The following is a 23,278-nucleotide window of genomic DNA, read 5'->3' as shown; positions in this document are numbered from 1 at the left end:
TGGTGACTTTCGGAATGAAAGTCACCGCCCGCCGTCGTCTGCTTTAAGGCCGTTGGGCCTCAGGCACCCTCGATGGCCGCTTTCGCCTTGGGGTCCGAGTCGTTGAGGAATTTCTCGATCCGCTCCGGCTCGTCAGCCTCGCCAATGGCCGAGGACGCCCGCCCCAGGGAGTAGAGCGCCCGCAGGAAGCCGCGGTTGGGCTCGTGCTCCCACGGGATGGGCCCCACGCCCCGCCAGCCATTGCGCCGGAGCGAATCCAGGCCGCGGTGGTAGCCCACCCGCGCATAGGCGTAGGAGTCGATGGTGCGCCCCTCCGCCCAGGCTTCCTCGGCCAGGATGGCCCACAGGAGCGAGGACGTTGGGTGCTTTTCCACCAGGTCCAGGGCTTCCTGACCGGCGTCCAGCTGTCCGTACACTTCGGTCTCGGCGGGCAGGAGCGTGGGCTCCGGCCCCATCAGGTTCCGGCGGAACTCGTCCGACATCTAGAAGGTCTTTCCGGCCGAACCGAGCTGCTTGGTGGCTTCCACCACGCGGGCCGCCAGGCCTGCTTCTGCGGAAGCGCCCCAGACGCGGGGGTCGTAGGTCTTCTTGTTGCCCACTTCGCCGTCCACCTTCAGGACACCGTCGTAGTTCTTGAACATGTGGTCCGCCACGGGACGCGTGTAGGCGTACTGGGTGTCGGTGTCGATGTTCATCTTGATCACGCCGTAGGAAACAGCGTCCGCGATTTCCTGGTCGGAGGAGCCGGAGCCGCCGTGGAACACCAGGTCGAACGGGTTCTCCTTGCCGATCTTGGCACCCACCTGGGCCTGGATGTCCTTCAGGATCTCCGGGCGCAGCTTAACGCCACCGGGCTTGTACACGCCGTGGACGTTTCCGAAGGTCAGGGCGGTGATGTAGCGGCCGTTCTCGCCGGCGCCCAGGGCGTCGATGGTGGCCAGGGCGTCCTCGACCGTGGTGTAGAGCTTGTCGTTGATGGCGTTCTCCACGCCGTCCTCTTCACCGCCGACGGTGCCGATTTCAACCTCGAGGATCATCTTCGCCGCAGCGGTGCGTGCCAGCAGGTCGCGTGCGATCTTCAGGTTCTCCTGCAGGGTTTCGGCGGAGCCGTCCCACATGTGGGAGTTGAACAGCGGGTTGCGGCCGGCCTTGACCTCAGCCTCGGAAGCCTCGAGCAGGGGCAGGACGAATCCGTCCAGCTTGTCCTTGGGGCAGTGGTCCGTGTGCAGGGCGACGTTAACGCCGTAGTTCTTGGCAACCTCCCGGGCGAAAGCCGCGAAGCCCAGGGAACCGGCGACCATGTCCTTCGTGGAGGCGCCGGACCAGTAGGCTGCGCCGCCGGTGGAAACCTGGACAATGCCGTCGGACTCGGCCTCGGCGAAGCCGCGGAGGGCTGCGTTCAGGGTCTGCGAGGACGTGACGTTCACGGCCGGGTATGCGAAGCCGCCCGCCTTCGCGCGGTCGATCATCTCGGAGTAGATCTCTGGGGTTGCAATGGGCATGCTGGCTCCTCTGCTGAGTTTCGTCTGTGGGTGGAAGACCCTCAAGTAGACCGCTTACGGCTTGGCACCATCCTAGCCATTAGCGGGCCGGGAGTGCTCTGGGTTACGCCCCACCCGCACCCTAACTTCGCAAGCTCAGCCAGGGAACCCTGCGGGCGTGGGCCCACCACCCGCACCCTAACTTCGCAAGCTCAGCCAGGGAACCCTGCGGGCGTGGGCCCACCACCCGCACCCTGGCCGTCCAAAGGAAGCGGCCCTTCCCTAGACATGCTGGTTGAAGACGTGCCGGCGGATCCACGCGTGCATGGCGATGGCGGCGGCGGAGGCCGCATTGATGGAGCGGGTGGAACCGAACTGCTCGATGGACAGCGTGGCGACGGCAGCCTGGTGGACTTCCGGGGTCAGGCCCGGCCCCTCCTGTCCGAAGACCAGCACGCAGTCCCGGGGCAGCTCGTAGGTTTCCAGCGGCACGGAGTCCGGGAAGATGTCGATTCCGATGATCGCGAGCCCCTCCCCCTGCGCCCACTGGACAAAGTCCTCAACGGTGGGGTGGTGGCGGACATGCTGGTAGCGGTCGGTGACCATGGCACCGCGCCGGTTCCACCGCCGTCGGCCGATGATGTGCACTTCCTTGGCAAGGAAGGCGTTGGCGGTGCGCACCACGGTGCCGATGTTCAGGTCGTGCTGCCAGTTTTCGATGGCCACGTGGAAGTTGTGGCGCCGCGAGTCCAGTTCCGCGACGATCGCCTCGTGCTTCCAGTAGCGGTATTTGTCCAGGACGTTGCGCCGGTCGCCGTCGGCCAGCAGATCAGGGTCCCAGTGGTCGCCTTCGGGAAGTTCCCCTTCCCAGGGCCCGACGCCGACCTCCGCCTTTGCGGGTTCGGCCTCCCCGGGCTGGTGGTCGGGTTCGTCTGTCATGCCGGGCGTTTGGTTCACCCTTCAACACTAGACTGGACTCTTCGGGCAACCATCACAGGCGGAGGCAGGCATGGCAGAGGCAGACGAGGTAGCAGGCAACCCCGCGGTATACCGCAGCGGCCAGGACATCGAGTGCTGGTTGACGGACATGGACGGCGTCCTGGTCCACGAAAACCAGCCCATCCCGGGAGCCGCGGAACTGATCCAGCGCTGGGTGGATACCTCAAAGCGCTTCCTGGTGCTGACCAATAACTCCATCTTTACCCCCCGCGACCTCGCCGCCCGCCTGCGCGCGTCCGGTCTGGAGATCCCGGAGGAAAACATCTGGACCTCCGCCCTCGCCACGGCCCAGTTCCTGAAGGACCAGGTGTCCGCCGGGGGCGCTGAATCCGGGAACCGCGCCTACACCATCGGCGAGGCAGGGCTGACGACGGCGTTGCACGAGGCAGGCTTCATCCTCACCGACCAGAACCCCGACTTCGTGGTGCTCGGCGAGACGCGCACGTACTCTTTCGAAGCGATCACCACCGCCATCCGCCTGATCCTGGCCGGTGCCCGGTTCATCGCCACCAACCCGGACGCCACCGGCCCCTCCAAGGACGGCCCGATGCCCGCCACCGGCGCCATCGCGGCCCTGATCACCAAGGCCACCGGCAGGGAGCCTTACATTGTGGGCAAGCCGAACCCCATGATGTTCCGTTCGGCGATGAACCAGATCGACGCCCATTCCGAAACCACCGCCATGATCGGTGACCGGATGGATACGGACATCATTGCCGGCATGGAGGCTGGCCTGCACACCGTCCTGGTCCTGAGCGGCATCACCCACAAGGACGACATCGCCGCGTACCCGTTCCGGCCCAACCAGGTGCTGAACTCGGTGGCGGACCTGAAGAACCAGATCTAGAAGATGCTGACCCGGGAACCGCCCCGGGGAAGTGGGAAGTACTCGTCCAGCAACTCCTTTACCAGGGGCCGGTAGATCTGCGGATTCCAGCCGGGGCTGGCGTGGGCGGGGGCAGCACCGGTGGTCTGCAGGTTGCTTGAGACCATGTTGTCCTTGAACACCACGGACCACGTTTCGGACGCGGTCTCGTAGTCCACGGTCCCGTCCTTGGGATTGCCTATGTAGGCCATCTTGGCTGTGCCAAGATGGCCGGCGAACTGGCTTCCCTCGAAGTGGTAGATGTAGGCGGACTCCGTCTGGACCAGGACATTGGACGGGGCAATCGGTGAAAGCTGCTCCAGCGTCTGGTTCAGGATCTGCCGCCAGCTCCGTTCGTCCTTGTGGATGATCCGCTCCCCCAGTTCATAGCCGCCGCGGAGGGTGGACGGGAACCTGACCCCGCTCTCGTAAAGGAACACCACGCCGTCGAACCAACTCTGGTCCAGGACGTCGTGCGCGCTGTAGGGGCTGGAGTCCAGGAGGATGAACTGCACCTGGACTCCCTGCAACGCCAGCAGCCGCGCAGCCACCTGTGTTGCCAGCATGCCGCCAAAGCTGTGTCCGTAAAAGAACAGCTTGGTGATCTTCTCGGCGGCGATGTAGTCAGTGATGGCGTTGACCACCTCGGTGATGTTCAGGCCCAGATTGGAGTACCCGACGGCGGCTAGCCGGGCCCGCTTGTTCAGGGCGCCGCGCATGGTGTTGAGGATCCACTGCGCCTCTTCCCAGCTGGTTTTGTAGCCCGGGAACAGGAACCAGCTGGCGTCCGGGTAGTAGGCGTCGGCGAAGTCATCAGGAACGGTCAGGATCCTGGTGCTGCGGCGCTGCGACTGCACGTCGCGGGTCACCAGCATGTCGGCAGCCAGAAGTCCGGAGGCCCCGGCACCGGCCAGGAAGCTGCGCCGTGAAAAGCGCTTTAGGGCAGCCGCTTCCAGCAGCAGCCGGGCGTCTGGGACCCAGCGCCGGCCCTGCGGACTTACCTCCCCCTCATACGGCACCCTCCTACCGTAAGCCCACCGAAAGTGGCCACTGCAACCGGTGGAGGTAACCGTTTGGTGACGGGAGGGTCAGCTGGCGGCCTGCCCTTCCGCAGCTGGGAACGGCGCGTGGGGTTCCTGCCGGCGGCGGAGGATTTCCAGGCCGATATCGTTGTAGCGGCCCAGCAGGTCCGCTCCGTCGGGGGCTTCCGGGGTGTCCAGGAGCGCAAAGACCGCGTCACTCGCCTGGAGCAGTTCCTCGTCTGTGTATTCGGTCAGCGGGCGGCCGTACAGCTCTTGGATCCACATGACGGGCAGCTGGGGGAACTCACCGGCAAACTCGCCCCCGGGGAAAAGCTCACGGACGTCGTCGTCCATCAGGAGCGGCTGGCGGCTGGCGGCATTCTCCGGGGCCCAATCATGCGCGGCGGGCGTGAGCTGAAGTTCCACCGTGGCGGAAGGAACACCCAGCAATGAGTTGGTGGCGATTGCGTTGAGATCCGTCCGCAGCCCGGCCAGCGCGGAGGATTCAATAAGCTCAGCCTGCGAAAGATCAACGCAGATGCGGCAGCGGATGCCCATCCTTCGGACGCGGCGGATAATGTGGACCAGGTCAGCACGGGTGTCGTGGTGAAGGGCCCCCCGGACTTCAATCCGGACGATGTCGGCAGGGACATCAAGGTTAACGAGTGCGTCTAATACGCGGTCCATAGGTACTCCAAAAGAGGTCTATGGCCGACGGCTCAACCTCCGCAAGCGTAACCCCCGTGAAGCCCCCGCACAAGCTGCCGTCAGGCGCTGGGGCCCGACCCGACCTTCCCCGGCTCCTGGTAGTAGGTGCGCGCACCGGGACCGCCCACCGAATCAACCAGTGACTTGGCGATGTCCCGCAGCTTTGTGTTGCTGTTGCTGGACGCCTCGGTGAGGATTTCGACGGCGGCCTCTTGGCTGCAGCGGTTCTGCGCCATGACGATGCCCACCGCGATGTCGATGATGGTGCGGGATTCCAGGGTGGCCTTGAGGTTGGTCGCGCTGTCTGCGTGCAGCGAGAACCTGACGGCCAGGCGCAGGGCCTGTGAGATCTCCCGGGTGAAGTCCCTGGCCCTCTCCGCAGCCCGCCCGTCGAACTTGTGCGGGAAATCAGAGTAGAGGTTCAGGGCTGCCCTGGCTTCGCCCTGCAGGTGGAAGGGCAGGGAAAAGACCGAGCGCAGGCCATGCGAGGCAACCGCAGCGGCATAGTCCGGGCCCCACCGGTCCTCCTGCAGCAGATCCGGAACGTAGACTTCCCGTTCTTCCTTCGCCGCAGTCAGGCAAGGACCTTGGGAAAGGGAGTACTGGATCTCGTCCACTTCCCGCGCCGAGGGGCTGCTCCAGCCAATGGTGGCTGCCTTGCGGTCACGGAGCAAGGTGATGCCGCACAGGGCATCGTCGCCGTCCCCTGCCATTTGGTGGGCGGAGAACCGGGCGAGTTCGTTAAGGAAATCCTCGAAATCAGCGCTTTCCAGGATCAGGTTCTGCACCTGGTCGGTTGCGCTCAAGGGCTGTTCTGGGGGGAGCAAGATGCATGGTCTCCAAGCAACTGAAAAGTGTTAACGCACATCATAAATCAGCGCCTATGGGGGCTCCAAGCGCATTGGCCAGTCCCAAGCCGGCAAGCCGCCCGGCGCCTGATTCAGTCAGGACGACGGAGCGGGGATGCGATCCGCGCTTGAGCCATCCTGACGACAGTGCGTGCTGGGTGAAAAGATCCGGCAGCACGCCGGCGGCATGGTCAACACGTTCGGTCCAGTCCAGGCACGGCCGGACCAAAGGGCGTGGCGGCTTGTCGGGGAACCGCAGGCCAATCGATTCCGCCCAGTCAAACCCGGCCCCGCTCACCTCCCAAGCCGGGGTGATGAACCCACGGGTTTGCCACAGGGCGGTCAGTTTGACCCCCATTGCCCCGGCCAAATGCTGGTAGCAGGTCCGGCCATGTTGCAGCTCCTGCTTATGCCTGCCCCCGCGGTAGGTCGTGGGAACTTCCGGGCCGGGTGAAGGACTGAGCCGGACCATGGCTTCGATCGCGTCGGCTACACCCTGGTTCTTCAACCGTACATACCGGTGCCGCCCCTGGCGCACTTCATCCAGCAGGCCGACATCAACGAGATGGTTCAAATGCGTGGTGGCCGTGCCCTTGCTGATCCGCGCACAGCCGGCAAGTTCTGTGGCTGTCCAGGCCCGGGCATCCATGAGGGCAACCAGGATCCGCGCCCGCGACGCTTCTCCCATCGCCCTGGCTATCAGGGCGAGGTCCTCAGCCCAATACGCTGTCATGCAGCCATCCTGCCCGGAGGACAGTTTGTCCCCCCTCAAACCTTCTCCCGGGAAGGATGAACCCATGTTCACCACGATTTCCCCAAGCGTCCACTACTTCGGCTCCCTGGTGGTCCTGCTAACCACCAGCAACCCGGATGGAACCACCAACATCACGCCCATCTCCTCCGCGTGGTCGCTGGGAGACCACTACGTCCTGGGGCTCAGCTCCCGTAGCCAGGGTTACCGGAACCTGATCCGCACCGGCGAGGTGGTGCTCAATCTTCCCGAGGAATGCATGGCGCCGGCCATCGAACGGATCTCCATGACCACGGGCAGTGACCCGGTGCCGGCCGTGAAGGGCAGCAGCTACCGCACCGAGCACGACAAATGGGCCGTGGCGGGCTGGGACCCGTTGCCGGGCCTGCGGACCGCTCCCCAACGGATTGCGCAATGTCCCGTCCATATCGAGGCGACCCTGGACAACTCGTGGCCCTTGGAAGCCGACCTGCATGCAATCCATGTACGCGTCCGGCAGGTGCAAGTCCGCGATGACCTGGCGCTCGATACCTCCCGTGTGGACGTGCGAACCTGGCGGCCCATGTTCTATACATTCCGCCACTACTTTGGGAAAGGTCGCCATCTTGGCCAAAACGCAAGGGCGGAGCAGCGGTTCACCGCCCAGACCAGCGGCCCGTCCGGCCGCGGGGTCTAGTCCAGCCCCAGTTCGTCCTTGCCGAACGCGAACAGGTACGGCACGCCGGTTTCGGCTTCGATCTTTTCCTTGGCACCGGTGTCGCGGTCCACGATCACGGCCACTGCCACAACGTTGCCGCCGGCTTTCCGGACGCCTTCGACTGCCGTGAGCGCGGAGCCGCCCGTGGTGGAGGTGTCCTCCAGGACCAGCACCTTGCGGCCCTCGACGGAGGGGCCCTCCACCTGGCGGCCCATGCCGTAGGACTTCTGCGCCTTGCGGACCACGAACGCGTCAACGGTGCGGCCGGCGTCAACGGCGGCGTGCATCACGGCTGTACCCACGGGGTCGGCACCCATGGTCAGCCCGCCGGCGCACTCAAAGTCGATGCCGGCGTCGTCCGCCAGCGCCAGCATGACCTGGCCCACCAGCTTGGACGCCTCGTGGTGCAGCGAGATGCGGCGGAGGTCGATGTAGTAGTCGGCCTCAGCTCCACTGGAAAGGATCACCTTGCCGCGGACCACGGCGAGCTCCTTGATCAGTTCGAGCAGTCGGGCGCGGGCAGCCGCGGTGTCTACCGCAGTGTCAGTGGGCGAAGTCATGGCTTCAAGTTTAGTGGGTGGGCGGACCGTGAGTGGGCGCGCAAACCCCGGCGCATGCTCCGGGCGCGGTCCCAGCGCGATGACGCGCGGGAGTACGCGCTTTACCACGGGGTTGTGGCGGAGGATGAAAAAGATGGCCCGCTGTATCAGGAACCTGCCACCAACCCCCTTGCCTGCCAGCGTGTCTCCGGACAGCCTCCCCTCGAAGAGCGGAACGAACACCACCCTGTGCATGACGCGCTGCACGGTCTGCACCACCACCGTGGGCATGCGGCGGCGGCGCTGGATCGCGGCGAGGGTTTTGGTGCGCACGTATCCCCGGCGAAGGTCCGGAGCCAGCCGTTCCGCGGCTGCCACTGCGTCCTGGATGGCGAGGTTGATTCCCACTCCCCCGGCGGGGGACATCGCGTGCGCCGCGTCCCCAATGCACAGGAAGCCGTCCACGTACCATCGGCGCAGGCGGTTCAGTTTGACGTCCAGCCAGTGCAGGTCCTCCACGCTGCGGATGGACTCGACGCGGTCCGCGAGGTCCGGGCGGAGCGCCGCCACCCGCTGCCGGAACCGGTCCACACCATTGGAGCGAATCAGGGCGTCGGAACCCTTGGGGGCGAGATAGCCCATCTGGTAGTACTTGGTGCGGTTGAGCGCGATCATGGCGTCCCGGTCGCCGATGGCGGGCACCACCCCGGCAACTTCACCTTTCTCGGAGGCGTGGCGTGGAAGCGTGAACCACCAAACGTCGAAAGGCACGGGATACTCCTTGGTCCGCATCCCGGCCGCCTGGCGCAGCACCGAATGCCGTCCATCCGCGGCCACCACCACGTCGGCGTGCAGCACCTGCTCGCCGGTGGCTCCGGCCCTGCGGCAGCGCACTCCGGTGACCCGCCCGCCGTCGAACTCCAAACCCGTTGCTTCGGTTTCCAGGAGCAATGTGAACGTCGGTTCCTCCGCGGCCGCGGACGCGAGGAAATCCAGGAAGTCCCACTGGGGCATCATAGCCACGTAGTTGTACGGGGGTTTCAGGGAGTCGAAGGCGGCAAGGGTGACCAGGCCGGTGCCGGGGACCGGGACGGCTACATTGCTCAGGCGGCTTTGCGGCAGGGCGCGGAACCCCGCGCCCAAACCCAGTTCGTCCATCAGCCGGACAGTGGAGGCATGCACCGTGTCACCGCGGAAGTCACGCAGGAAATCGCGGTGCTTTTCCAGGACCGTTACGTGCACCCCGGCCCGGGCCAGCAGCAGGCCCAGCATCATCCCCGCCGGGCCCCCGCCCACCACGGCACACCCTGTCCGCTCCATGGCATTACGCTACGCCCCGCAGAACCCTCGTGGAACAGTTGAGGGTTGTTGACAGCGCTGGCTAGGCTGGACCACATGCGCGAACTCCAGGCCAAGATCATTGCAGAAATGGGCGTCCAGCCCCGGATCGATCCAGCAGGGGAGGTGCGCAAACGCGTCACGTTCCTCAAGGAATACCTCAAGGCCACCGGCACCAAGGGCTTCGTCCTGGGCATCTCGGGCGGCCTGGATTCATCCCTCGCGGGAAAGCTTGCCCAGCTGGCAGTGGACGAGCTTGAAGCCGAGGGCGTCGAGGCCAATTTCGTGGCCGTCCGCCTGCCCTACGGCGTGCAGCATGATGAGGAAGACGCCCAGGCGGCCCTGGACTTCATCAAGGCCAAGACGGAATGGACCTTTAACATCTCCGCGGCGGTGGACGGTTTCGAGGACGAGTTCGAGAAGACCGTGGGTTCGGAGATTTCCGATTTCCACAAGGGCAACACCAAGGCCCGCACCCGGATGATCGCCCAGTATGCGCTGGCCGGCGAGTTCAACTACCTGGTGCTCGGCACGGACCACGGCGCCGAATCCGTCACGGGGTTCTTCACCAAGTACGGCGACGGCGGCGCGGACATCCTGCCCCTGTTTGGCCTCAACAAGCGGCAGAACAGGGCCCTGCTGGCCGAGCTGGGTGCGCCGGCCCGGGTCTGGGAGAAAGTTCCCACGGCCGACCTGCTCGATGACCGGCCGGGCCGCACCGACGAGGATGAACTGGGCATCAGCTACGACCAGATCGACGACTACCTCGAAGGCCGCGAGGTGCCGGACGCCGTGGCCGAGTCCATCGAGCAGAAGTACCTGCGCACCCGCCACAAGCGCACGGTGCCGGTGACCATCTTTGACACCTGGTGGAAGGAAGAGGGCCCGGAGGAGCCCCGCGCTGGCCTGTAGCCCTCCGCTTCTGCTGATTTTTCCCCATCTTTGGGGAGTACGACGGCGGGCCGCGCCGGAAAAGCGCGGCCCGCCGTCGTGGTTTCACGCCAAAGCCGGGGAGACTCAGCGGGTGCGCCGGCCGCCGTCGCCGCCCCCGCCCAGCTGCTGGGTAATCCGGTGCGCCTCCGCCATCAGCAGGCCACCCAGCTCCTCCTGCCGCTCGGGCTTGAAGCGCGGCTCGATGCCGGTCAGGGACAGCGCCCACGCAGGCTTCCCGGAACGGTCAAACACGGCGGCCCCCATCCCCCAGCTTCCCTCCAGGACCAGCCCGGGGTTCACCGAGTAGCCGGCCAGCCGGGTGCGGGCCAGGTTCTCCCGCACCAGCTGCGGAGTGTGGTTCGCGGCGAAGGCTCCGGCGTGTTCGCTCCAGTGGCCCAGCAGTTCCTCCTGCTCGCTCTTCGGCAGGAACGCCAGGATGGCGGTCCCGGCCGACGCCACCCCCAACGGGAACCGGACGCCCTCGTGCAGGACGAAGGACCGGACCGGGAAGCTGCCCTCCTCGCGCAGCAGGCATACCGTTTCGGCCCCGCGGCGGATCGAGAAGAAGGCGCTCTCCCCCGTTGCCTGTGCCAGCCGGCGCAGGCTGGGCCGGGCAATGTCCTCCATGGGAAACCTGGCTGAAGCCACCGACCCCATCAGCAGGATTTCCGGGCCCAGAACCCAGTTGCCCGTGATGGGGTCGTGGTCCAGGAGTCCTTCCGCGGCCAGTGATGCCAGGAGCCGGTGGACCGTGGGCCGGGTGAGTCCCGATTCCCGGACCAGGCCGGCAAGCGGCATGCCTTCGGCGCTCCGGCCCACCAGGCGCAGCAGCCCGGCGATTCGCGCCACAACCTGGGCGCCCTGTACCGGCGTCGTCGCCATCAACCCTCCCAGTGTCCACAATATGGATGCTTTTGTTCCTACTGTCCATACTGTAATGCCTAGAGAAGTGATTCTTGACACTCCCGGCCAGGCGCCCGTAGTCTCCAAACTCAGATCCAGGTGTCCACCAAGTGGACGCCACTGCGCTCAACGAGGAGACGTCATGAAGAAACTCCAGGCTTCTGCCGCCGCCGCCCTGGAAGGGGCCCTGCAGGACGGCATCACCCTGGCCGTCGGCGGGTTCGGCCTCAGCGGCATCCCAGCCGACCTGATCGAAGCCGTCCGGGATTCCGGTGTCCGGGACCTCACCGTCGTGTCCAACAACATGGGCGTGGACGGCAAGGGCCTGGGCCTCCTGATCGAGGCGGGCCAGGTCCGCAAGGTGATCGCCTCCTATGTGGGTGAAAACAAGCTGTTCGCCGAGCAGTACCTCGCCGGCAAGCTCGAGGTGGAATTCACCCCTCAAGGCACCCTCGCCGAGCGGCTCCGCGCCGGCGGCGCCGGTATCCCGGCCTTCTATACCAAGACCGGCGTGGGCACCCTGGTTGCCGAAGGCAAGCCGCACGAGGTGTTCGACGGCGAAAAGTACGTCCAGGAGCGCGCCATACTGGCCGACGTCGCATTGGTCCACGCCCACACCGCGGACACGGACGGCAACCTGGTCTACCGCTACACCGCCAGGAACTTCAACCCCGTGGTGGCCACGGCAGGGATCCTCACCGTCGCGGAGGCGGAAGTCATCGTGGAGCATGGCCAGCTGGACCCCAACCACATCGTCACCCCCGGCGTCTTTGTCCAGCGCCTGGTCCAGGCAACGGACCGGGTCAAGGACATCGAGCAGCGGACCGTCCGGCAGCGCGCCGGAGCAGACATTGCAGCGTTAGCTGTCTAAACCCCCGCCACTTTTCAAAGGAGAAACCCCATGGGATGGACCAGGGATGAAATGGCCGCCATCGCGGCAGAGGAACTGAATGACGGCGACTACGTGAACCTGGGGATCGGCATCCCCACCCTGGTGGCCAACAACCTGCCCGAGGGCGTGCGGGTGGTCCTGCAGAGTGAAAACGGCCTGCTGGGCATGGGACCGTTCCCGTACGAAGGCGACGAGGACGCGGACCTGATCAACGCCGGCAAGCAGACCGTCACGGTGCTGCCCGGCGGGAGCATCTTCGACTCCGCCACCTCCTTCGGCATGATCCGTGGCGGGCACGTCAAGGTGGCCATCCTGGGCGCCATGCAGGTCTCCGGCAACGGCGACCTGGCCAACTGGACCATCCCGGGCAAGATGGTCAAGGGCATGGGTGGGGCCATGGACCTGGTGGCCGGCACGCCGCGCGTGGTGGTCCTCACCGAGCACAACGCCAAGGACGGCTCAGCCAAGATCGTGCGCGAATGCAGCCTTCCGCTGACCGGGCTCAGCTGCGTGGACAGGATCATCAGCGACCTCGCCGTCTTCGACCTGCACAAGACGGACGACGGCGGGCGGCAGCTCACGCTCACCCGGCTGGCCCCGGGGGTCACGGTGGAAGAGATCCGGGAGAAGACCGAGGCCGGCTTTGAGGTCCGGCTCGAGAATGAGGAAGTGGCGGCATGAGCTTGCAGGAACAGTTTGGCAAGGACGTCCTGCTCACCGGCTGGGGACACAGCCGGTTTGGCAAGCTGGCTGAGGAGACCCTCGAGTCCCTGATCGTGCAGGTGGCTACCGAGGCCATTGGCAATGCCGGGATCGAGCCCGGCCAGATCGATGAGATCTACGTGGGCCAGTTCAACTCCGGCATGATGCCACTGGCCTTCCCGTCCTCGCTGGCGCTGCAGGTCTCGCCGGACCTCGCCAACGTCCCCTCCACCCGGGTGGAAAACGCCTGTGCCTCCGGTTCGGCCGCATTCCAGCAGGGCACCAAGTCGCTGCTGGCGGGGACCGCCAGGACGGTCCTGGTCATTGGTGCCGAGAAGATGACGCATGCCGGCGCCGACGTTGTGGGAGCGGCCCTGCTCGGGGCCGACTACGACATGGCCGGCAAGCCCTCCACGACAGGCTTCACCGGCCTCTTCGCCGAGGTGGCCAAGCACTACGAGAAGCGCTATGGCGCCCGCGCAGGGAACCTGTCCGACGTGCTGGGCACCATCGCGGCGAAGAACCACCGCAACGGCGTCGACAACCCTTACGCCCAGCTCCGGAAGGACCTTGGTGAGGAGTTCTGCCAGACCGTCTCGGACAAGAACCCGATGGTGGCAGATCCCCTGCGCCGCACCGACTGCTCCCCGGTCTCCGACGGCGCTGCCGCCGTGGTGCTCAGCGTGGCGCCCACGGGCGGCGCCACCGCACCGGTACGTCTCGCCGGCTTCGGCCAGGCGAATGATTTCTTCCCCACCGACCGCAGGGACCCCACGGCCTTCGCCGCGACCCGCGCGTCCTGGCAGCGTGCCCTGGGCATGGCCGGTATCGGGCTGGAGGACCTGGACTTCGCCGAGGTGCACGACTGCTTTACGATCGCCGAACTGCTGATGTACGAGGCCATGGGCCTGACCGAACCCGGCCAGGGCGCCCGCGCGGTCAAGGAAGGTTGGGTCTTCAAGGACGGCAAGCTTCCCATCAACGTCTCGGGCGGCCTCAAAGCAAAGGGCCACCCGGTGGGGGCCACCGGAGTCTCACAGCACGTCATCACTGCAATGCAGCTCACCGGAACCGCCGGCGACATGCAGTTGGCCAGCCCTCGCCGGGCAGCCGTGCAAAACATGGGCGGCGTGGGCATCGCGAACTATGTCAGCGTGCTTGAAGCCGTCTGAATGCCCGCCCGCAGAGCTGGTTCGGGTTACCAACTGGCTTGGGCTGGCGGCCGGCGCACCCGTGATGGTGCGCCGGCCCGGGTGTTTCCCGGCGGCCGCGACGGCAGAACTCGCGACGCCGGACGGGACAGTTCTCTGGGTCAGGTACCTTGCCTCCGCTGAGCGCGTCATGCTGCACAAGGGCGACGGCACACAGGTCTGGTGCCCGGCAGTCCGGGGCTGAGTACGGCATCGAACATGCGGCTGGTCTGCCGTTCCGGGATTCCTCGACAACAACGTAGGCATCGCCAAGGTGGGCGGCGGATTTAGGCGTAGTCGCTGTAGAACCCGCGGCCGCTCTTGACGCCCAGCCAGCCCTTGTCGATGTAACGCTGCAGCAGCGGTGCCGACTTGTTCTCCATTCCTGCCAGCTGGCAGTAGTGGTTCTCGATGTCGAGGACCACGTCCAAGCCCACCTGGTCCATGAAGCGGAACGGCCCGGTGTTGGACTTGAAGACATCAAGGAACAGTGCGTCCACGTCTTCGGGATCGGCAACACCCTCGGCCACTACCAGCAGGGATTCACGCTTGATCGCGGCCCAGACCCGGTTGAAGATGAAGCCCGTGCTTTCCTTGCGCACCAGGTGTGGGGCCAGTGCGTACTTGGGCAGCTCCCCCATCAGCAGGTCCAGGATCGCCGGCTCGGTGCGGCCGCTGGACATCAGTTCCACCGAGCGCACGGCCGGCGGCATGTAGAAGTGCATGTTCAGCACCCGTTCCGGCGTGCCTACCCCACCGATGAATTCGGACGAGGCGAAGGACGAGGAGTTGCTGGCCAGGACAGTGTCGGGGGCGGCCAGGCGGTCGAGGTCGGCGAAGATCTTCTGCTTGAGCTCAAGCTTTTCCGGCACCGCCTCAATTACGAGCCAGGCGTCACTGAGGGCTGACGGGAGGTTGTCACCCGCGGTAATCCGCCCTGCGGGAACACCACCGAATTCCTCCACGGCTGCAGGGCGCTCCGCTGCGATGTAGTTGACGGCGGCCTGGGCCACCGCAACGTTGGTGTCGAAGATGCGCACCTCGGCGCCCTGGAGCGAGAGCATGAGGGCGATGCGCCGGCCCAGGGTGCCGCCACCGAGTACGGTGATGGGCCGGCCCGCGATGTTGGCAGGAAGGGTGAAGGTCATGTCATTTCCTTTCAGGATGCCGCTGTTGGTTCAACAGGCGGGGTGATGCGGTTGGTGCGTGTGCCCCTGGCGGTGACCAGCAGGGCAGGAATGGCCGCCAGCACCAGGGCGGCGCCGTAGAGCAACGTCGTGCTCTTCATCCCGGCAACGGCCACCAGCAGCCCTGCCGCCACGGCGGGCACACTGAAGCCGAGGTAGCAGATCAGGTAGATGCTGGAGAGCATCCCCACGCGCTCATGCGGGCTGCACAGCGGCAGCGTCATCCGCATCGCGCCGAAGTAGCCGCTGCCAAAACCGACTCCGGCCACCATCGTGCCGGCGAAGTACAGCGGCGCCGAGCCCACCTGGACGGCAAGGACCGTCAGGGAGATCCCGGCGATCAGGGAGACTACACCGGTCAGGAGCGTGTTGCGGTCGGACCAGCGGCGGACGACAAGGATTGCCAGCGCCCCCGGAACGAAGAGGGCAAACAGGGCCAACCCTCCCACCAGCACCGAGTTGTCTTTCGTAATCGAGTGCGCGAGCGACGGTCCGAGCGAGAGATAGAAGCCGGCAAGCGCCCAGGTTGCGGCTGCCACCGGCATGGTTGCGGCCATCGTCTTACGGGCAGAACTGGGGATCCTCGCCTCGGGGACCAGGGAGCGGAACCAGCCGGGCGTCTTCTGCCCGGCGCTGGGCAGCCACAGCAGCGCAGCTCCGACAAGGAGGAGGGCCGCGAGGAAGAAGTACACCGTTTTGGTCGGTTCGGGCAGGAAGCGCACCAGCGAGGCCGAGCCCAAGGCACCAATGGAGAGCCCGACGGGGGAAGCGGCGCTGTTGACCAGGGAGCCGCGGCCGCGCCGCACGGTGCCTTCGAAGGCCAGCAGCGCAGCTCCGGCGGCCGCCATGGCCCCTCCGGTGGCAACTCCCTGCAGGGCCCGCGCAGCGAGGAGCATTTCCGGGCCCGGCGCGAATGCAAAAGTCATCATGGCTCCGACCTGGAGCACCACGGCGCCCAGCAGCACCGGCCTGGTTCCCAGATGGTTTGCCAGCGATCCCACCACCAGCAGGGTCAGCAGCACTGCCACCGCATACACGGCGAAGACGACCGTGACGGCCGCGGATCCGAGACCCCATTGCCTGGCGTAGAACTCATACAGCGGAGACGGCGCCGACGAGGCGCCAATAAAGACTGTCAAAAGCGCCGCGTGCAGCCAGAACGCTGCCCCATTGTTTTTCACTGCTCTCCCTGCCCGATCCACGCGCAAAACCTCTCTAAAGCACAAACTCTGCATTAAGAGACTACTCCTGAGTGCCGTCACTAAAGCGTAGTTTTTGCATTAAGATGGTGTGATGATGGTGACAGCGACTCCCCGGCCAGGCGGCCGCAGTGCCCGGGTTCAACAGGCCGTTCACCAGGCTGTGCGCTCTCTACTCGACGAGAACGACGGCGACCGCTCGGCTTTGTCGGTCCCGCAGGTTGCAGAGCGTGCCGGCGTCAACTCCTCCACCATCTACCGAAGGTGGGGTGACCTTTCGCGGCTCCTCGCCGCCGTCGCCTCCAACCGGATGCTGCCCGAGCAGGTGGAGGATACCGGCTCACTCAGGGGCGACATGGAAGCCTGGTTCATCCCTTACGTAGAAGAGTTCTCCTCGCCGCTGGGGCGCCAGGTGCTGAGGGACATGCTCGCGGACGGGGCAGTAACGCGGGAGTACTTCCAATCGATGCAGGGCCATGTCGACGAAATCCGAAGACTTGCCGGACTTCGCGGCGAGAGTGCGCCGGAGACGTCGCAAATTGTGGATACCGTGGTTGCTCCCGTGATCTACCGCATCCTCTTCAACCATGAATCTGCGGCGGATCTGATGGTCCAGGACCGGATTAGCCGGCTGCTGGGCGATGGACCGGAACACCCCGCGCAGCCATAGAGCCCGGCCAATGGCCCGGTTGCGACCACATCGGACAACGCTTTATGGCGTATACCCTTGCACCACGGCCCTGCGCCCCGTACGTTTGGGGACAGTGGGGGATTACCTCCCGCGCACTCCGGGACGATCCCCGGGGAGAGAATCAGAGTCACATGAAGGAATGCAGCCATGGCAACAGGCACAGTTAAATGGTTCAACGCCGAAAAGGGTTTTGGCTTCATTGCCCCCGATGACGGGTCCGCTGACGTTTTCGCCCACTACTCGGCAATCGCCACCAGCGGTTACCGCTCCCTGGACGAGAACCAGAAGGTCGAATTCGATGTGACCCAGGGCCCCAAGGGTCCGCAGGCTGAGAACATTCGCCCGCTCTAAGTCTTCGGCGGCCTCCGGCAACTGCCGGGACCCCATTCAGCGGCCCCTCCACCCCATGGTGGAGGGGCCGCTATTTTAATGCCAAGGCTGTTGGGTGTCCGCACCCTTCGTTTCCAGAGTTTGGGATAATTAAGGCATGAGCGCACAGGACCAGGACAGGGATCCGTGGGAGGAGTTCGACTCCCTTGGACCTGCCGCACCGGACCGCGTCCCCGGCCAGCCCGGCGGGGAGCCGCACGGGTTTGGGTTCCGGACCGGCGTCCGCAGCGCCCGGGTGGCCGTCGGCTTCGCCGTTTACGCGCTCGCCCTGGGAACCATTCTGGCCTTGACCGGATGCATCGTCTTTATCACCCGGCAGCAATGGCTGTTGATGGGCCTCATGCTGCTGTTCGAGGCGATCTTTGTTTTCGCGTTCACCAGGCTGGTCGCCCAGGCCAGGCACCGCACGCCCCGTGACCGCCACGCCAAATAACCCGGCGGAACGCCTGCCGGCCATCCGGCGTTGACCTTGACGCAGCGTCAAACCTTAGGCTCAAACCATGGAAGAAACGGCGGCTCGCGGGGGACGGGATTGGTCCATCCAGGAGGTGGCCAGGATCGCAGGCACCACCAGCCGCACCCTGAGGCACTACGACGACATCGGCCTGCTGAAGCCCAGCCGGGTGGGCAGCAACGGTTACCGCTATTACGACGGCGCCGCCCTCCTCCAGCTGCAGCGCATCCTTTTGCTGCGGGAGCTGGGCCTGGGGCTGCCGGCCATTGCGGAGGTCTTCCACCGGCAGGCCGGTCCCGTTGCGGCGCTCACCCGGCATCTCAAGTGGCTGGACCAGGAGCAGCAGCGGCTGGCCCGGCAGGCGGAGTCCGTGCGGCAAACCATCGAAACAGTGAAGGCAGGAGGCCAACTGATGGCAGAGGACATGTTTGAAGGCTTCGACCACACGCAGTACAAGGATGAGGTCGAGGAGCGTTGGGGCAAGGACGCTTATGCCACATCCGATGCCTGGTGGCGCGGCATGGCTGCGGCGGAGAAGCAGGAGTGGAAGTCGAAGGCGGAAAAGCTCAGCAGGGACTGGAGCACGGCAGCGGCCGCCGGAGCCGCGCCGGACGGGCAGGAGGCCCAGGACCTGGCACGGCGGCACGTGGCCTGGCTGCAGTCCATTCCCGGAACCCCCGCCGCCGGCGATAAAGACCTTCGCGGATACGTCCTCGGCCTGGCGCACATGTACGTCATGGACCCCCGGTTCGCTGTGAATTACGGCGGGATGGAGGGCGCGGGTTTCGTCCGGGAAGCACTGCGCAGCTTCGCCGACGAGTCCCTGTAGCGTTCAGGAGGTGGGGTTCGCCTGCTGCCGGTTGTCAGCGCCTGGTCTTGGCGCGTTTGGTCCGCCGGACGATGAGCAGGACCACAGCAACAGCCAGCGCGGCGTAGACCGCGTAGTTCAGGTAGTGCGAGTACTCCTCAATGAGCCGGTACTGAGTGCCCAACAGGTAGCCCAGGCCAATGAGGGCGCCGTTCCAGAGGCCGCTGCCGGCGAGGGTGAAGAGGCTGAAGGTTCCCACGGGCATGGCAGCCGCTCCGGCCGGCAGGGAAATCAGGCTGCGCACCCCGGGCAGCAGACGGCCAAAGAATATGGAGGACCTGCCGTGGCGCCGGAACCAGCCTGCCGCGTGCTCAAAGTCTTCCCGGTCCACCAGCGGCAGCTTGGACAACCACTGGATGGACCGGTCAAGGCCCAGTTTGGCCCCCAGCCAGTAGAGCAACAATGCCCCGAGGTACGCGCCAAGGGTGCTGGTGCCAAAGACGAGGAGGAGGTTCAGGGAGCCCTGTTTGGCGAGGTAGCCCGCCAGCGGGAGTATCACCTCGCTGGGAATGGGAGGCAGCACCGTTTCGGCGAGCGTGAAGGCGCCAACGCCCCACTCCCCCAGGGCATCAATAGCCCTCGCCGCAAAGCCCACGATTCCGGTGAGCCCCTCGGTGGGGCTGGCTGCACCGGTCATGATTGTCCACATACGCCTATCCCGTTCCGCTGCATGCCATGGCCGCGTGCTAGCCCCGTCATGCCTACCTTACGGGGCTTCCCGTCGTCGCACGCTTTATCCAGGCAGGCGGGACATCCGCATCACCGGTGCTTGAACTCCGGCTGGCGCTTCTCAGTGAAGGCTGCCATGCCTTCCTTTTGGTCCTCGGTGGCGAACAGGGAATGGAAGAGCCGCCGTTCGAACTGGACCCCGTGGGCCAGGCCGGTTTCGAAGGCCGCGTTGACCGCTTCCACCGCGGCCATCGCCGCAGGCTTGGATTTGCCGGCTATCACCCCGGCCGCCGCGAGCGCCTCGGACACCACGTCCGCTGCCGGAACCACCCTCGACACCAGACCGCACCGCTCCGCTTCGTCCGCATCGATGAACCTGCCGGTGAGGATCATGTCCATCGCCTTCGCCTTGCCCACGGCCCGGGTGAGGCGCTGGGACCCGCCCATGCCGGGGAGGACGCCGAGGTTGATTTCCGGCTGGCCGAATTTCGCGTTGTCGCCGGCAATGATGAGGTGGCACATCATGGCCAGTTCGCAGCCGCCGCCCAAGGCAAAGCCGGACACAGCAGCGATTGTGGGGATCCGCAGCCGGGCGAAGTCCTCCCAGCCCCGGAACCAGTCCGCCAGATACATATCCATATAGCCCTGGTCCGCCATCTCCTTGATGTCGGCTCCTGCCGCGAACGCCTTGCCCGAGCCCGTGATCACCACCGCCCCCACACCGGGATCGGAATCCATGGCGGTGACGGCTGCCACCAGCTCTTCCATGGTGGCCTTGTTCAGCGCGTTCAGCGCGGAGGGCCTGTTGAGCGTCACCAGCCCCACCCTGCCCTGCTGTTCCACCAGGATGTTGGCGTACTCCGTCATTCGGGGCTCCCGTCGTCGTGTGCTCTTGTACTGTGCTTGCGTGGTGCCTCCCCGGGGGCAAGCTCCCCGGCTGCCTCGTCCCGGGCAGGCTTGCCGGATGCCCGGCGGATCTCCGTGATGATGGCGGAGAAGTCACGGCCCGCGCCGCCCTCCGCGGCAAACCTATCGTAGATATGGGCGGCGAGCGCTCCCATCTCCCCCGCCACCCCCGTGCCGTTGAGGGCGTTGACCGCGAGGTTCAGGTCCTTTGCCATCAGCGCTGAGGCAAAGCCCGGCTGGTAGTCCCGGTTGGCAGGGCTGGTGGGAACCGGCCCCGGCACCGGGCAGTTGGTGGTCAGCGCCCAGCACTGGCCGGACGCGGCGGAGGCGACGTCGAACAGCGCCTGATGGGTCAGGCCCAGCTTTTCGCCCAGGACGAAGGCCTCGCTCACCGCAATCATGGAGACGCCCAGGATCAGGTTGTTGCAGATCTTGGCAGCCTGGCCGGCGCCGTGGCTGCCGCAGTGCACCATCCGGTTGCCCATGACCTCCAGGAGCGGCCGCACGGCCTCAAAGTCCGCGTCGTCTCCGCCGGCCATGAAGGTCAGGGTGCCGGCTTCGGCACCCACCACGCCGCCGGAAACGGGGGCGTCAACGGACCGGTGGCCTGCCTCGATGGTTAGGCGGGCAGCTGCGCGGGCCTCTTCGACGTTGATCGTGGAGCAGTCCAGGAACATGGTTCCCGGACGGGCTGTTGCCAGCAGGCCGGGATCACCATCGGAGCCCTGGTAGGCGTCCAGGACGTGGCGGCCGCTGGGGAACATGGTCAGCACCAGGTCCGCGCCGGCCAGGGCGTCAATGGCAGAACCCGCCACGGGAATGCCGTGCGCCTTTGCCGCTTCACGTGCTGCCGGAACGACGTCGAAACCCGTCACCCGATAGCCTGCGCGGACCAGGTTGACGGCCATGGGGCCGCCCATGTGCCCCAGTCCCAGGAAGGCAACACTAAATGTGCCAGGCACGGTCGCCCTCCTTCACCTGCAGGTCCAGTTCCCCGCCATCCAGCGGCTGGAAAAACCGGTCCACATCCTGGGGAAGCACCTCGGCAAGGGTTGCCGGCTTCCACTGCGGGTTCCTGTCCTTGTCCACCACCTGCGCGCGGATTCCCTCGCGGAAATCCGGCCCCTGCAGGAATCGCAGTCCTGCCCGGTACTCCTGGGCCAGCGCTTCATCCAGGGTCAGGTTTGAAGCGCGGCGCAGGGATGCCAGGGTAACTTTCACAGACGTCGGCGATTTGGCTTCGATGGTGTCGGCAGCCGCCGACGCATCGTCCTGGCCCGGCCCGGTCCAGGAGAGGAGGCGGGCGACAATTTCCCCCGCGTCGTCGGAGTCATAGCAGGCATCAATCCACTCCCGCTGCCCTGCCAGCACCGAGGCGGGGGCCTGCTCAGCGTAATGGGCGACGGCGTCTTCCGGGCTTTCGGTTTCCAGCGCCGCCGCCAGGCGGGGCAGCTCGGATGACGGAACATAGTGGTCTGCAAGGCCCAGGAACAGGGCATCCCCGGCGCCCAGGTGTGCGCCCGTAAGGGCGGCGTGGGTTCCCGTTTCGCCCGGTGCGTGCGAGAGCAGGAAGGTCCCGCCGACGTCGGGCGCAAACCCGATGGTGGTTTCCGGCATCCCCATCCTGGTCCGCTCGGTGACCACGCGGACGTTCCCGTGCGCCGAAACGCCAACCCCGCCGCCAAGGACCAGTCCGTCCATCAGCGCAACGTACGGCTTGGGGTACCGGGAAATCAGGGAATTCAGGCGGTACTCGGTTTGCCAAAAACCCGCCGTCGCACTTCCGCCGTGCAGCATGTCCTGGTAAATGGCCACGATGTCTCCGCCCGCGCACAGTCCCCGTTCCCCGGCGCCCTGCACCAGGACGGCGGCCACGCCGTCGTCCCCTGACCAGGTGGTGAGCTGGCTCAACAGCAGGTCCACCATGCCCGCCGTGAGCGCGTTGACCGCGCGGGGGCGGTTGAGGGTGGCCACCCCCAGCCTGCCGCGGCGCTCAAATAGTACATCCGCACCTCCGCCGCCTGTCGTGCTGTCCGTCATGTTCCCCTTGGCTGCGGTCATCGGCTGGGTGCTCCTTCGCATGGTGGCCGGATGAGTGATCCAGGTCATTCTGCTTGCGAATATACCCGCCCCTTCCGGTCCCTAACCAACCGCAGGGGCACCTGGAGGCGGGGCCGCCCAGGGCTTTACCCGGCGTGCGGCTGCCAAGGTAAGTTAGGAACCGTGAAGATAGCTACCTGGAATGTGAACTCGCTCCGTGCCCGCGCCGACCGCGTGGAAGCGTGGCTGCAGCGCAGCGACTGCGATGTCCTGGCCATCCAGGAGACCAAGTGCAAGGACGACAACTTCCCCTGGGAACTCTTTGAGCGGATGGGTTACGAGGTGGCCCACTTCGGGGTGAACCAATGGAACGGCGTGGCCATCGCCTCCCGGGTGGGGCTGGAGGACGTCGAGCGGACGTTCCTGGACCAGCCCTCGTTCGGCAAGGCCGGGAAGGACCCCGTCCAGGAGGCGCGCGCCATGGCTGCCACCTGCGCAGGCGTCCGGATCTGGAGCCTGTACGTCCCCAACGGCCGCTCCCTCGACGATGAGCACATGCCGTACAAGCTGAAATGGCTGGAAAGCCTCAAGACGCACGCCCAGGCCCTGGTCACGGACAACCCCCAGGCGCAGGTGGCACTGATGGGCGACTGGAACATCGCCCCCTTCGACGAGGACGTCTGGGACATTGACCTGTTCATCAACAACCGGTCCACGCACGTCAGCCCGCCGGAGCGGGGGGCATTCCACGCGTTCGAAACCGCCGGCTACACGGACGTAGTACGCCCGTACACCCCCGGCCCCGGCGTCTACACCTACTGGGACTACACCCAGCTGCGGTTCCCGAAGAAGGAAGGCATGCGGATCGACTTCGTCCTGGCCTCCCCCGCCCTGGCCGCGCGCGTCACCGGCGCCTCCATTGACCGCGAGGAACGCAAGGGCAAGGGCGCTTCCGACCACGCGCCCGTGCTGGTGGAACTGGCGGACTGATGACTGTGGCCTGGAC

26 protein-coding genes and 1 pseudogene are annotated in these 23,278 nt (G+C 65.9%); 11 read left to right on the top strand and 16 right to left on the bottom strand.

Annotation, left to right across the window (positions count from 1 at the left end):
* Positions 1-59 precede the first annotated feature (59 nt).
* The 3 genes from ACFO0G_RS15895 to ACFO0G_RS15885 form a co-directional block, all read right to left on the bottom strand.
* A complete protein-coding gene (locus ACFO0G_RS15895) occupies positions 60-482 on the bottom strand; it encodes a DUF3151 domain-containing protein (RefSeq protein ID WP_286401496.1) in 423 nt (140 codons plus the stop codon).
* Entirely contained in the window at positions 483-1,502 is a 1,020-nt protein-coding gene (gene fbaA, locus ACFO0G_RS15890; RefSeq protein WP_286401494.1) for a class II fructose-bisphosphate aldolase, read from the bottom strand.
* 261 nt (positions 1,503-1,763) lie between these two features.
* Complete coding sequence (locus ACFO0G_RS15885; RefSeq protein ID WP_286401491.1) at positions 1,764-2,420, bottom strand: TrmH family RNA methyltransferase; 657 nt, start codon at positions 2,418-2,420, stop codon at positions 1,764-1,766.
* Positions 2,421-2,490: 70 nt separating this feature from the next.
* Here ACFO0G_RS15885 and ACFO0G_RS15880 point away from each other — a divergent pair, with 70 nt between their 5' ends.
* Positions 2,491-3,327: an HAD-IIA family hydrolase gene (locus ACFO0G_RS15880; protein WP_286401490.1), complete on the top strand. Its 837-nt coding sequence runs from the start codon at positions 2,491-2,493 to the stop codon at positions 3,325-3,327.
* On the opposite strand, the gene ACFO0G_RS15875 is transcribed toward ACFO0G_RS15880, so the two are convergent.
* From ACFO0G_RS15875 to ACFO0G_RS15860, 4 genes are all read right to left on the bottom strand, one after another.
* A complete protein-coding gene (locus ACFO0G_RS15875) occupies positions 3,324-4,364 on the bottom strand; it encodes an alpha/beta fold hydrolase (RefSeq protein ID WP_286401488.1) in 1,041 nt (346 codons plus the stop codon). The two genes, ACFO0G_RS15880 and ACFO0G_RS15875, sit on opposite strands and share 4 nt — an antisense overlap.
* A gap of 69 nt (positions 4,365-4,433) precedes the next feature.
* Entirely contained in the window at positions 4,434-5,054 is a 621-nt protein-coding gene (locus tag ACFO0G_RS15870) for a hypothetical protein (protein ID WP_376978803.1), read from the bottom strand.
* Positions 5,055-5,134: 80 nt separating this feature from the next.
* Positions 5,135-5,881 (bottom strand): GAF and ANTAR domain-containing protein, encoded by a 747-nt coding sequence (locus ACFO0G_RS15865; protein WP_286401484.1) that lies wholly within the window; start codon positions 5,879-5,881, stop codon positions 5,135-5,137.
* A gap of 61 nt (positions 5,882-5,942) precedes the next feature.
* Positions 5,943-6,656, bottom strand: coding sequence for an ArsR/SmtB family transcription factor (locus tag ACFO0G_RS15860; protein ID WP_286401483.1), 714 nt, complete (start codon positions 6,654-6,656; stop codon positions 5,943-5,945).
* Positions 6,657-6,720: 64 nt separating this feature from the next.
* Here ACFO0G_RS15860 and ACFO0G_RS15855 point away from each other — a divergent pair, with 64 nt between their 5' ends.
* Positions 6,721-7,350, top strand: a complete 630-nt coding sequence (locus ACFO0G_RS15855) for a flavin reductase family protein (RefSeq protein ID WP_286401482.1) — start codon at positions 6,721-6,723, stop codon at positions 7,348-7,350.
* Here the strand turns inward: ACFO0G_RS15855 and pyrE are convergent.
* The gene (gene pyrE / locus ACFO0G_RS15850; protein ID WP_286404258.1) at positions 7,347-7,931 is read right to left on the bottom strand and encodes an orotate phosphoribosyltransferase; all 585 of its coding nucleotides are present in this window, start codon (positions 7,929-7,931) and stop codon (positions 7,347-7,349) included. The two genes, ACFO0G_RS15855 and pyrE, sit on opposite strands and share 4 nt — an antisense overlap.
* 48 nt (positions 7,932-7,979) lie before the next feature.
* Positions 7,980-9,230 (bottom strand): annotated as a pseudogene (locus ACFO0G_RS15845) (FAD-dependent oxidoreductase); the annotation flags it as partial.
* A gap of 75 nt (positions 9,231-9,305) precedes the next feature.
* Here ACFO0G_RS15845 and nadE point away from each other — a divergent pair.
* On the top strand, positions 9,306-10,160 hold the full coding sequence (gene nadE / locus ACFO0G_RS15840) for an ammonia-dependent NAD(+) synthetase (protein WP_286401481.1): 855 nt from the start codon (positions 9,306-9,308) through the stop codon (positions 10,158-10,160).
* A 105-nt stretch (positions 10,161-10,265) separates the two neighbouring features.
* Here nadE and ACFO0G_RS15835 read toward each other — a convergent pair whose 3' ends face one another.
* The gene (locus tag ACFO0G_RS15835) at positions 10,266-11,063 is read right to left on the bottom strand and encodes an IclR family transcriptional regulator (RefSeq protein ID WP_286401479.1); all 798 of its coding nucleotides are present in this window, start codon (positions 11,061-11,063) and stop codon (positions 10,266-10,268) included.
* Positions 11,064-11,226: 163 nt separating this feature from the next.
* Between ACFO0G_RS15835 and ACFO0G_RS15830 the strand changes: the two genes are divergently transcribed.
* The 3 genes from ACFO0G_RS15830 to ACFO0G_RS15820 are packed head-to-tail and all read left to right on the top strand — an operon-like array spanning position 11,227 to position 13,850.
* The gene (locus ACFO0G_RS15830) at positions 11,227-11,955 is read left to right on the top strand and encodes a CoA transferase subunit A (RefSeq protein ID WP_376978799.1); all 729 of its coding nucleotides are present in this window, start codon (positions 11,227-11,229) and stop codon (positions 11,953-11,955) included.
* Positions 11,956-11,985: 30 nt separating this feature from the next.
* Positions 11,986-12,657: a CoA transferase subunit B gene (locus tag ACFO0G_RS15825; RefSeq protein WP_286401472.1), complete on the top strand. Its 672-nt coding sequence runs from the start codon at positions 11,986-11,988 to the stop codon at positions 12,655-12,657.
* On the top strand, positions 12,654-13,850 hold the full coding sequence (locus ACFO0G_RS15820; RefSeq protein ID WP_376978796.1) for an acetyl-CoA acetyltransferase: 1,197 nt from the start codon (positions 12,654-12,656) through the stop codon (positions 13,848-13,850). Before ACFO0G_RS15825 ends, ACFO0G_RS15820 begins: the two co-directional genes overlap by 4 nt.
* 305 nt (positions 13,851-14,155) lie before the next feature.
* Here the strand turns inward: ACFO0G_RS15820 and ACFO0G_RS15815 are convergent, their stop codons facing one another.
* Both ACFO0G_RS15815 and ACFO0G_RS15810 read right to left on the bottom strand, forming a co-directional pair.
* Positions 14,156-15,016 (bottom strand): 3-hydroxyacyl-CoA dehydrogenase family protein, encoded by an 861-nt coding sequence (locus ACFO0G_RS15815; RefSeq protein WP_376978794.1) that lies wholly within the window; start codon positions 15,014-15,016, stop codon positions 14,156-14,158.
* Between the two features lie 11 nt (positions 15,017-15,027).
* Positions 15,028-16,236: an MFS transporter gene (locus ACFO0G_RS15810; RefSeq protein WP_376978792.1), complete on the bottom strand. Its 1,209-nt coding sequence runs from the start codon at positions 16,234-16,236 to the stop codon at positions 15,028-15,030.
* Positions 16,237-16,417: 181 nt separating this feature from the next.
* On the opposite strand from ACFO0G_RS15810, the gene ACFO0G_RS15805 reads away from it, so the two are divergent.
* From ACFO0G_RS15805 to ACFO0G_RS15790, 4 genes are all read left to right on the top strand, one after another.
* Positions 16,418-16,924 (top strand): TetR/AcrR family transcriptional regulator, encoded by a 507-nt coding sequence (locus tag ACFO0G_RS15805; RefSeq protein WP_286401464.1) that lies wholly within the window; start codon positions 16,418-16,420, stop codon positions 16,922-16,924.
* Positions 16,925-17,092: 168 nt separating this feature from the next.
* Positions 17,093-17,296 (top strand): cold-shock protein, encoded by a 204-nt coding sequence (locus ACFO0G_RS15800; RefSeq protein ID WP_009357211.1) that lies wholly within the window; start codon positions 17,093-17,095, stop codon positions 17,294-17,296.
* A gap of 136 nt (positions 17,297-17,432) precedes the next feature.
* Positions 17,433-17,768, top strand: coding sequence for a hypothetical protein (locus ACFO0G_RS15795; protein WP_286401448.1), 336 nt, complete (start codon positions 17,433-17,435; stop codon positions 17,766-17,768).
* Between the two features lie 67 nt (positions 17,769-17,835).
* Complete coding sequence (locus ACFO0G_RS15790) at positions 17,836-18,618, top strand: MerR family transcriptional regulator (RefSeq protein ID WP_286401446.1); 783 nt, start codon at positions 17,836-17,838, stop codon at positions 18,616-18,618.
* A 34-nt stretch (positions 18,619-18,652) separates the two neighbouring features.
* On the opposite strand, the gene ACFO0G_RS15785 is transcribed toward ACFO0G_RS15790, so the two are convergent.
* The 4 genes from ACFO0G_RS15785 to ACFO0G_RS15770 all read right to left on the bottom strand — a co-directional run bounded on the left by ACFO0G_RS15785 (position 18,653) and on the right by ACFO0G_RS15770 (position 22,293).
* Positions 18,653-19,306, bottom strand: coding sequence for a DedA family protein (locus tag ACFO0G_RS15785; protein WP_286401443.1), 654 nt, complete (start codon positions 19,304-19,306; stop codon positions 18,653-18,655).
* Positions 19,307-19,416: 110 nt separating this feature from the next.
* On the bottom strand, positions 19,417-20,193 hold the full coding sequence (locus ACFO0G_RS15780) for an enoyl-CoA hydratase (RefSeq protein ID WP_286401441.1): 777 nt from the start codon (positions 20,191-20,193) through the stop codon (positions 19,417-19,419).
* Positions 20,190-21,152 carry a 3-hydroxyisobutyrate dehydrogenase gene (mmsB, locus tag ACFO0G_RS15775; RefSeq protein WP_376978955.1) on the bottom strand — a complete coding sequence of 321 codons (963 nt, stop codon included), beginning with the start codon at positions 21,150-21,152 and terminating at the stop codon, positions 20,190-20,192. Before mmsB ends, ACFO0G_RS15780 begins: the two co-directional genes overlap by 4 nt.
* 25 nt (positions 21,153-21,177) lie before the next feature.
* Complete coding sequence (locus ACFO0G_RS15770) at positions 21,178-22,293, bottom strand: enoyl-CoA hydratase/isomerase family protein (RefSeq protein ID WP_376978953.1); 1,116 nt, start codon at positions 22,291-22,293, stop codon at positions 21,178-21,180.
* Between the two features lie 162 nt (positions 22,294-22,455).
* Between ACFO0G_RS15770 and ACFO0G_RS15765 the strand changes: the two genes are divergently transcribed.
* On the top strand, positions 22,456-23,262 hold the full coding sequence (locus ACFO0G_RS15765; protein ID WP_376978789.1) for an exodeoxyribonuclease III: 807 nt from the start codon (positions 22,456-22,458) through the stop codon (positions 23,260-23,262).
* Positions 23,263-23,278: the final 16 nt, after the last annotated feature.

It is taken from the genome of Arthrobacter sedimenti (genome assembly GCF_042652025.1).
GTDB classification, from domain to species: domain Bacteria; phylum Actinomycetota; class Actinomycetes; order Actinomycetales; family Micrococcaceae; genus Arthrobacter; species Arthrobacter sedimenti.
The sequence above is the reverse complement of the archived record's forward strand: the minus strand, read 5'-3'. Positions and strand labels throughout refer to the sequence as shown.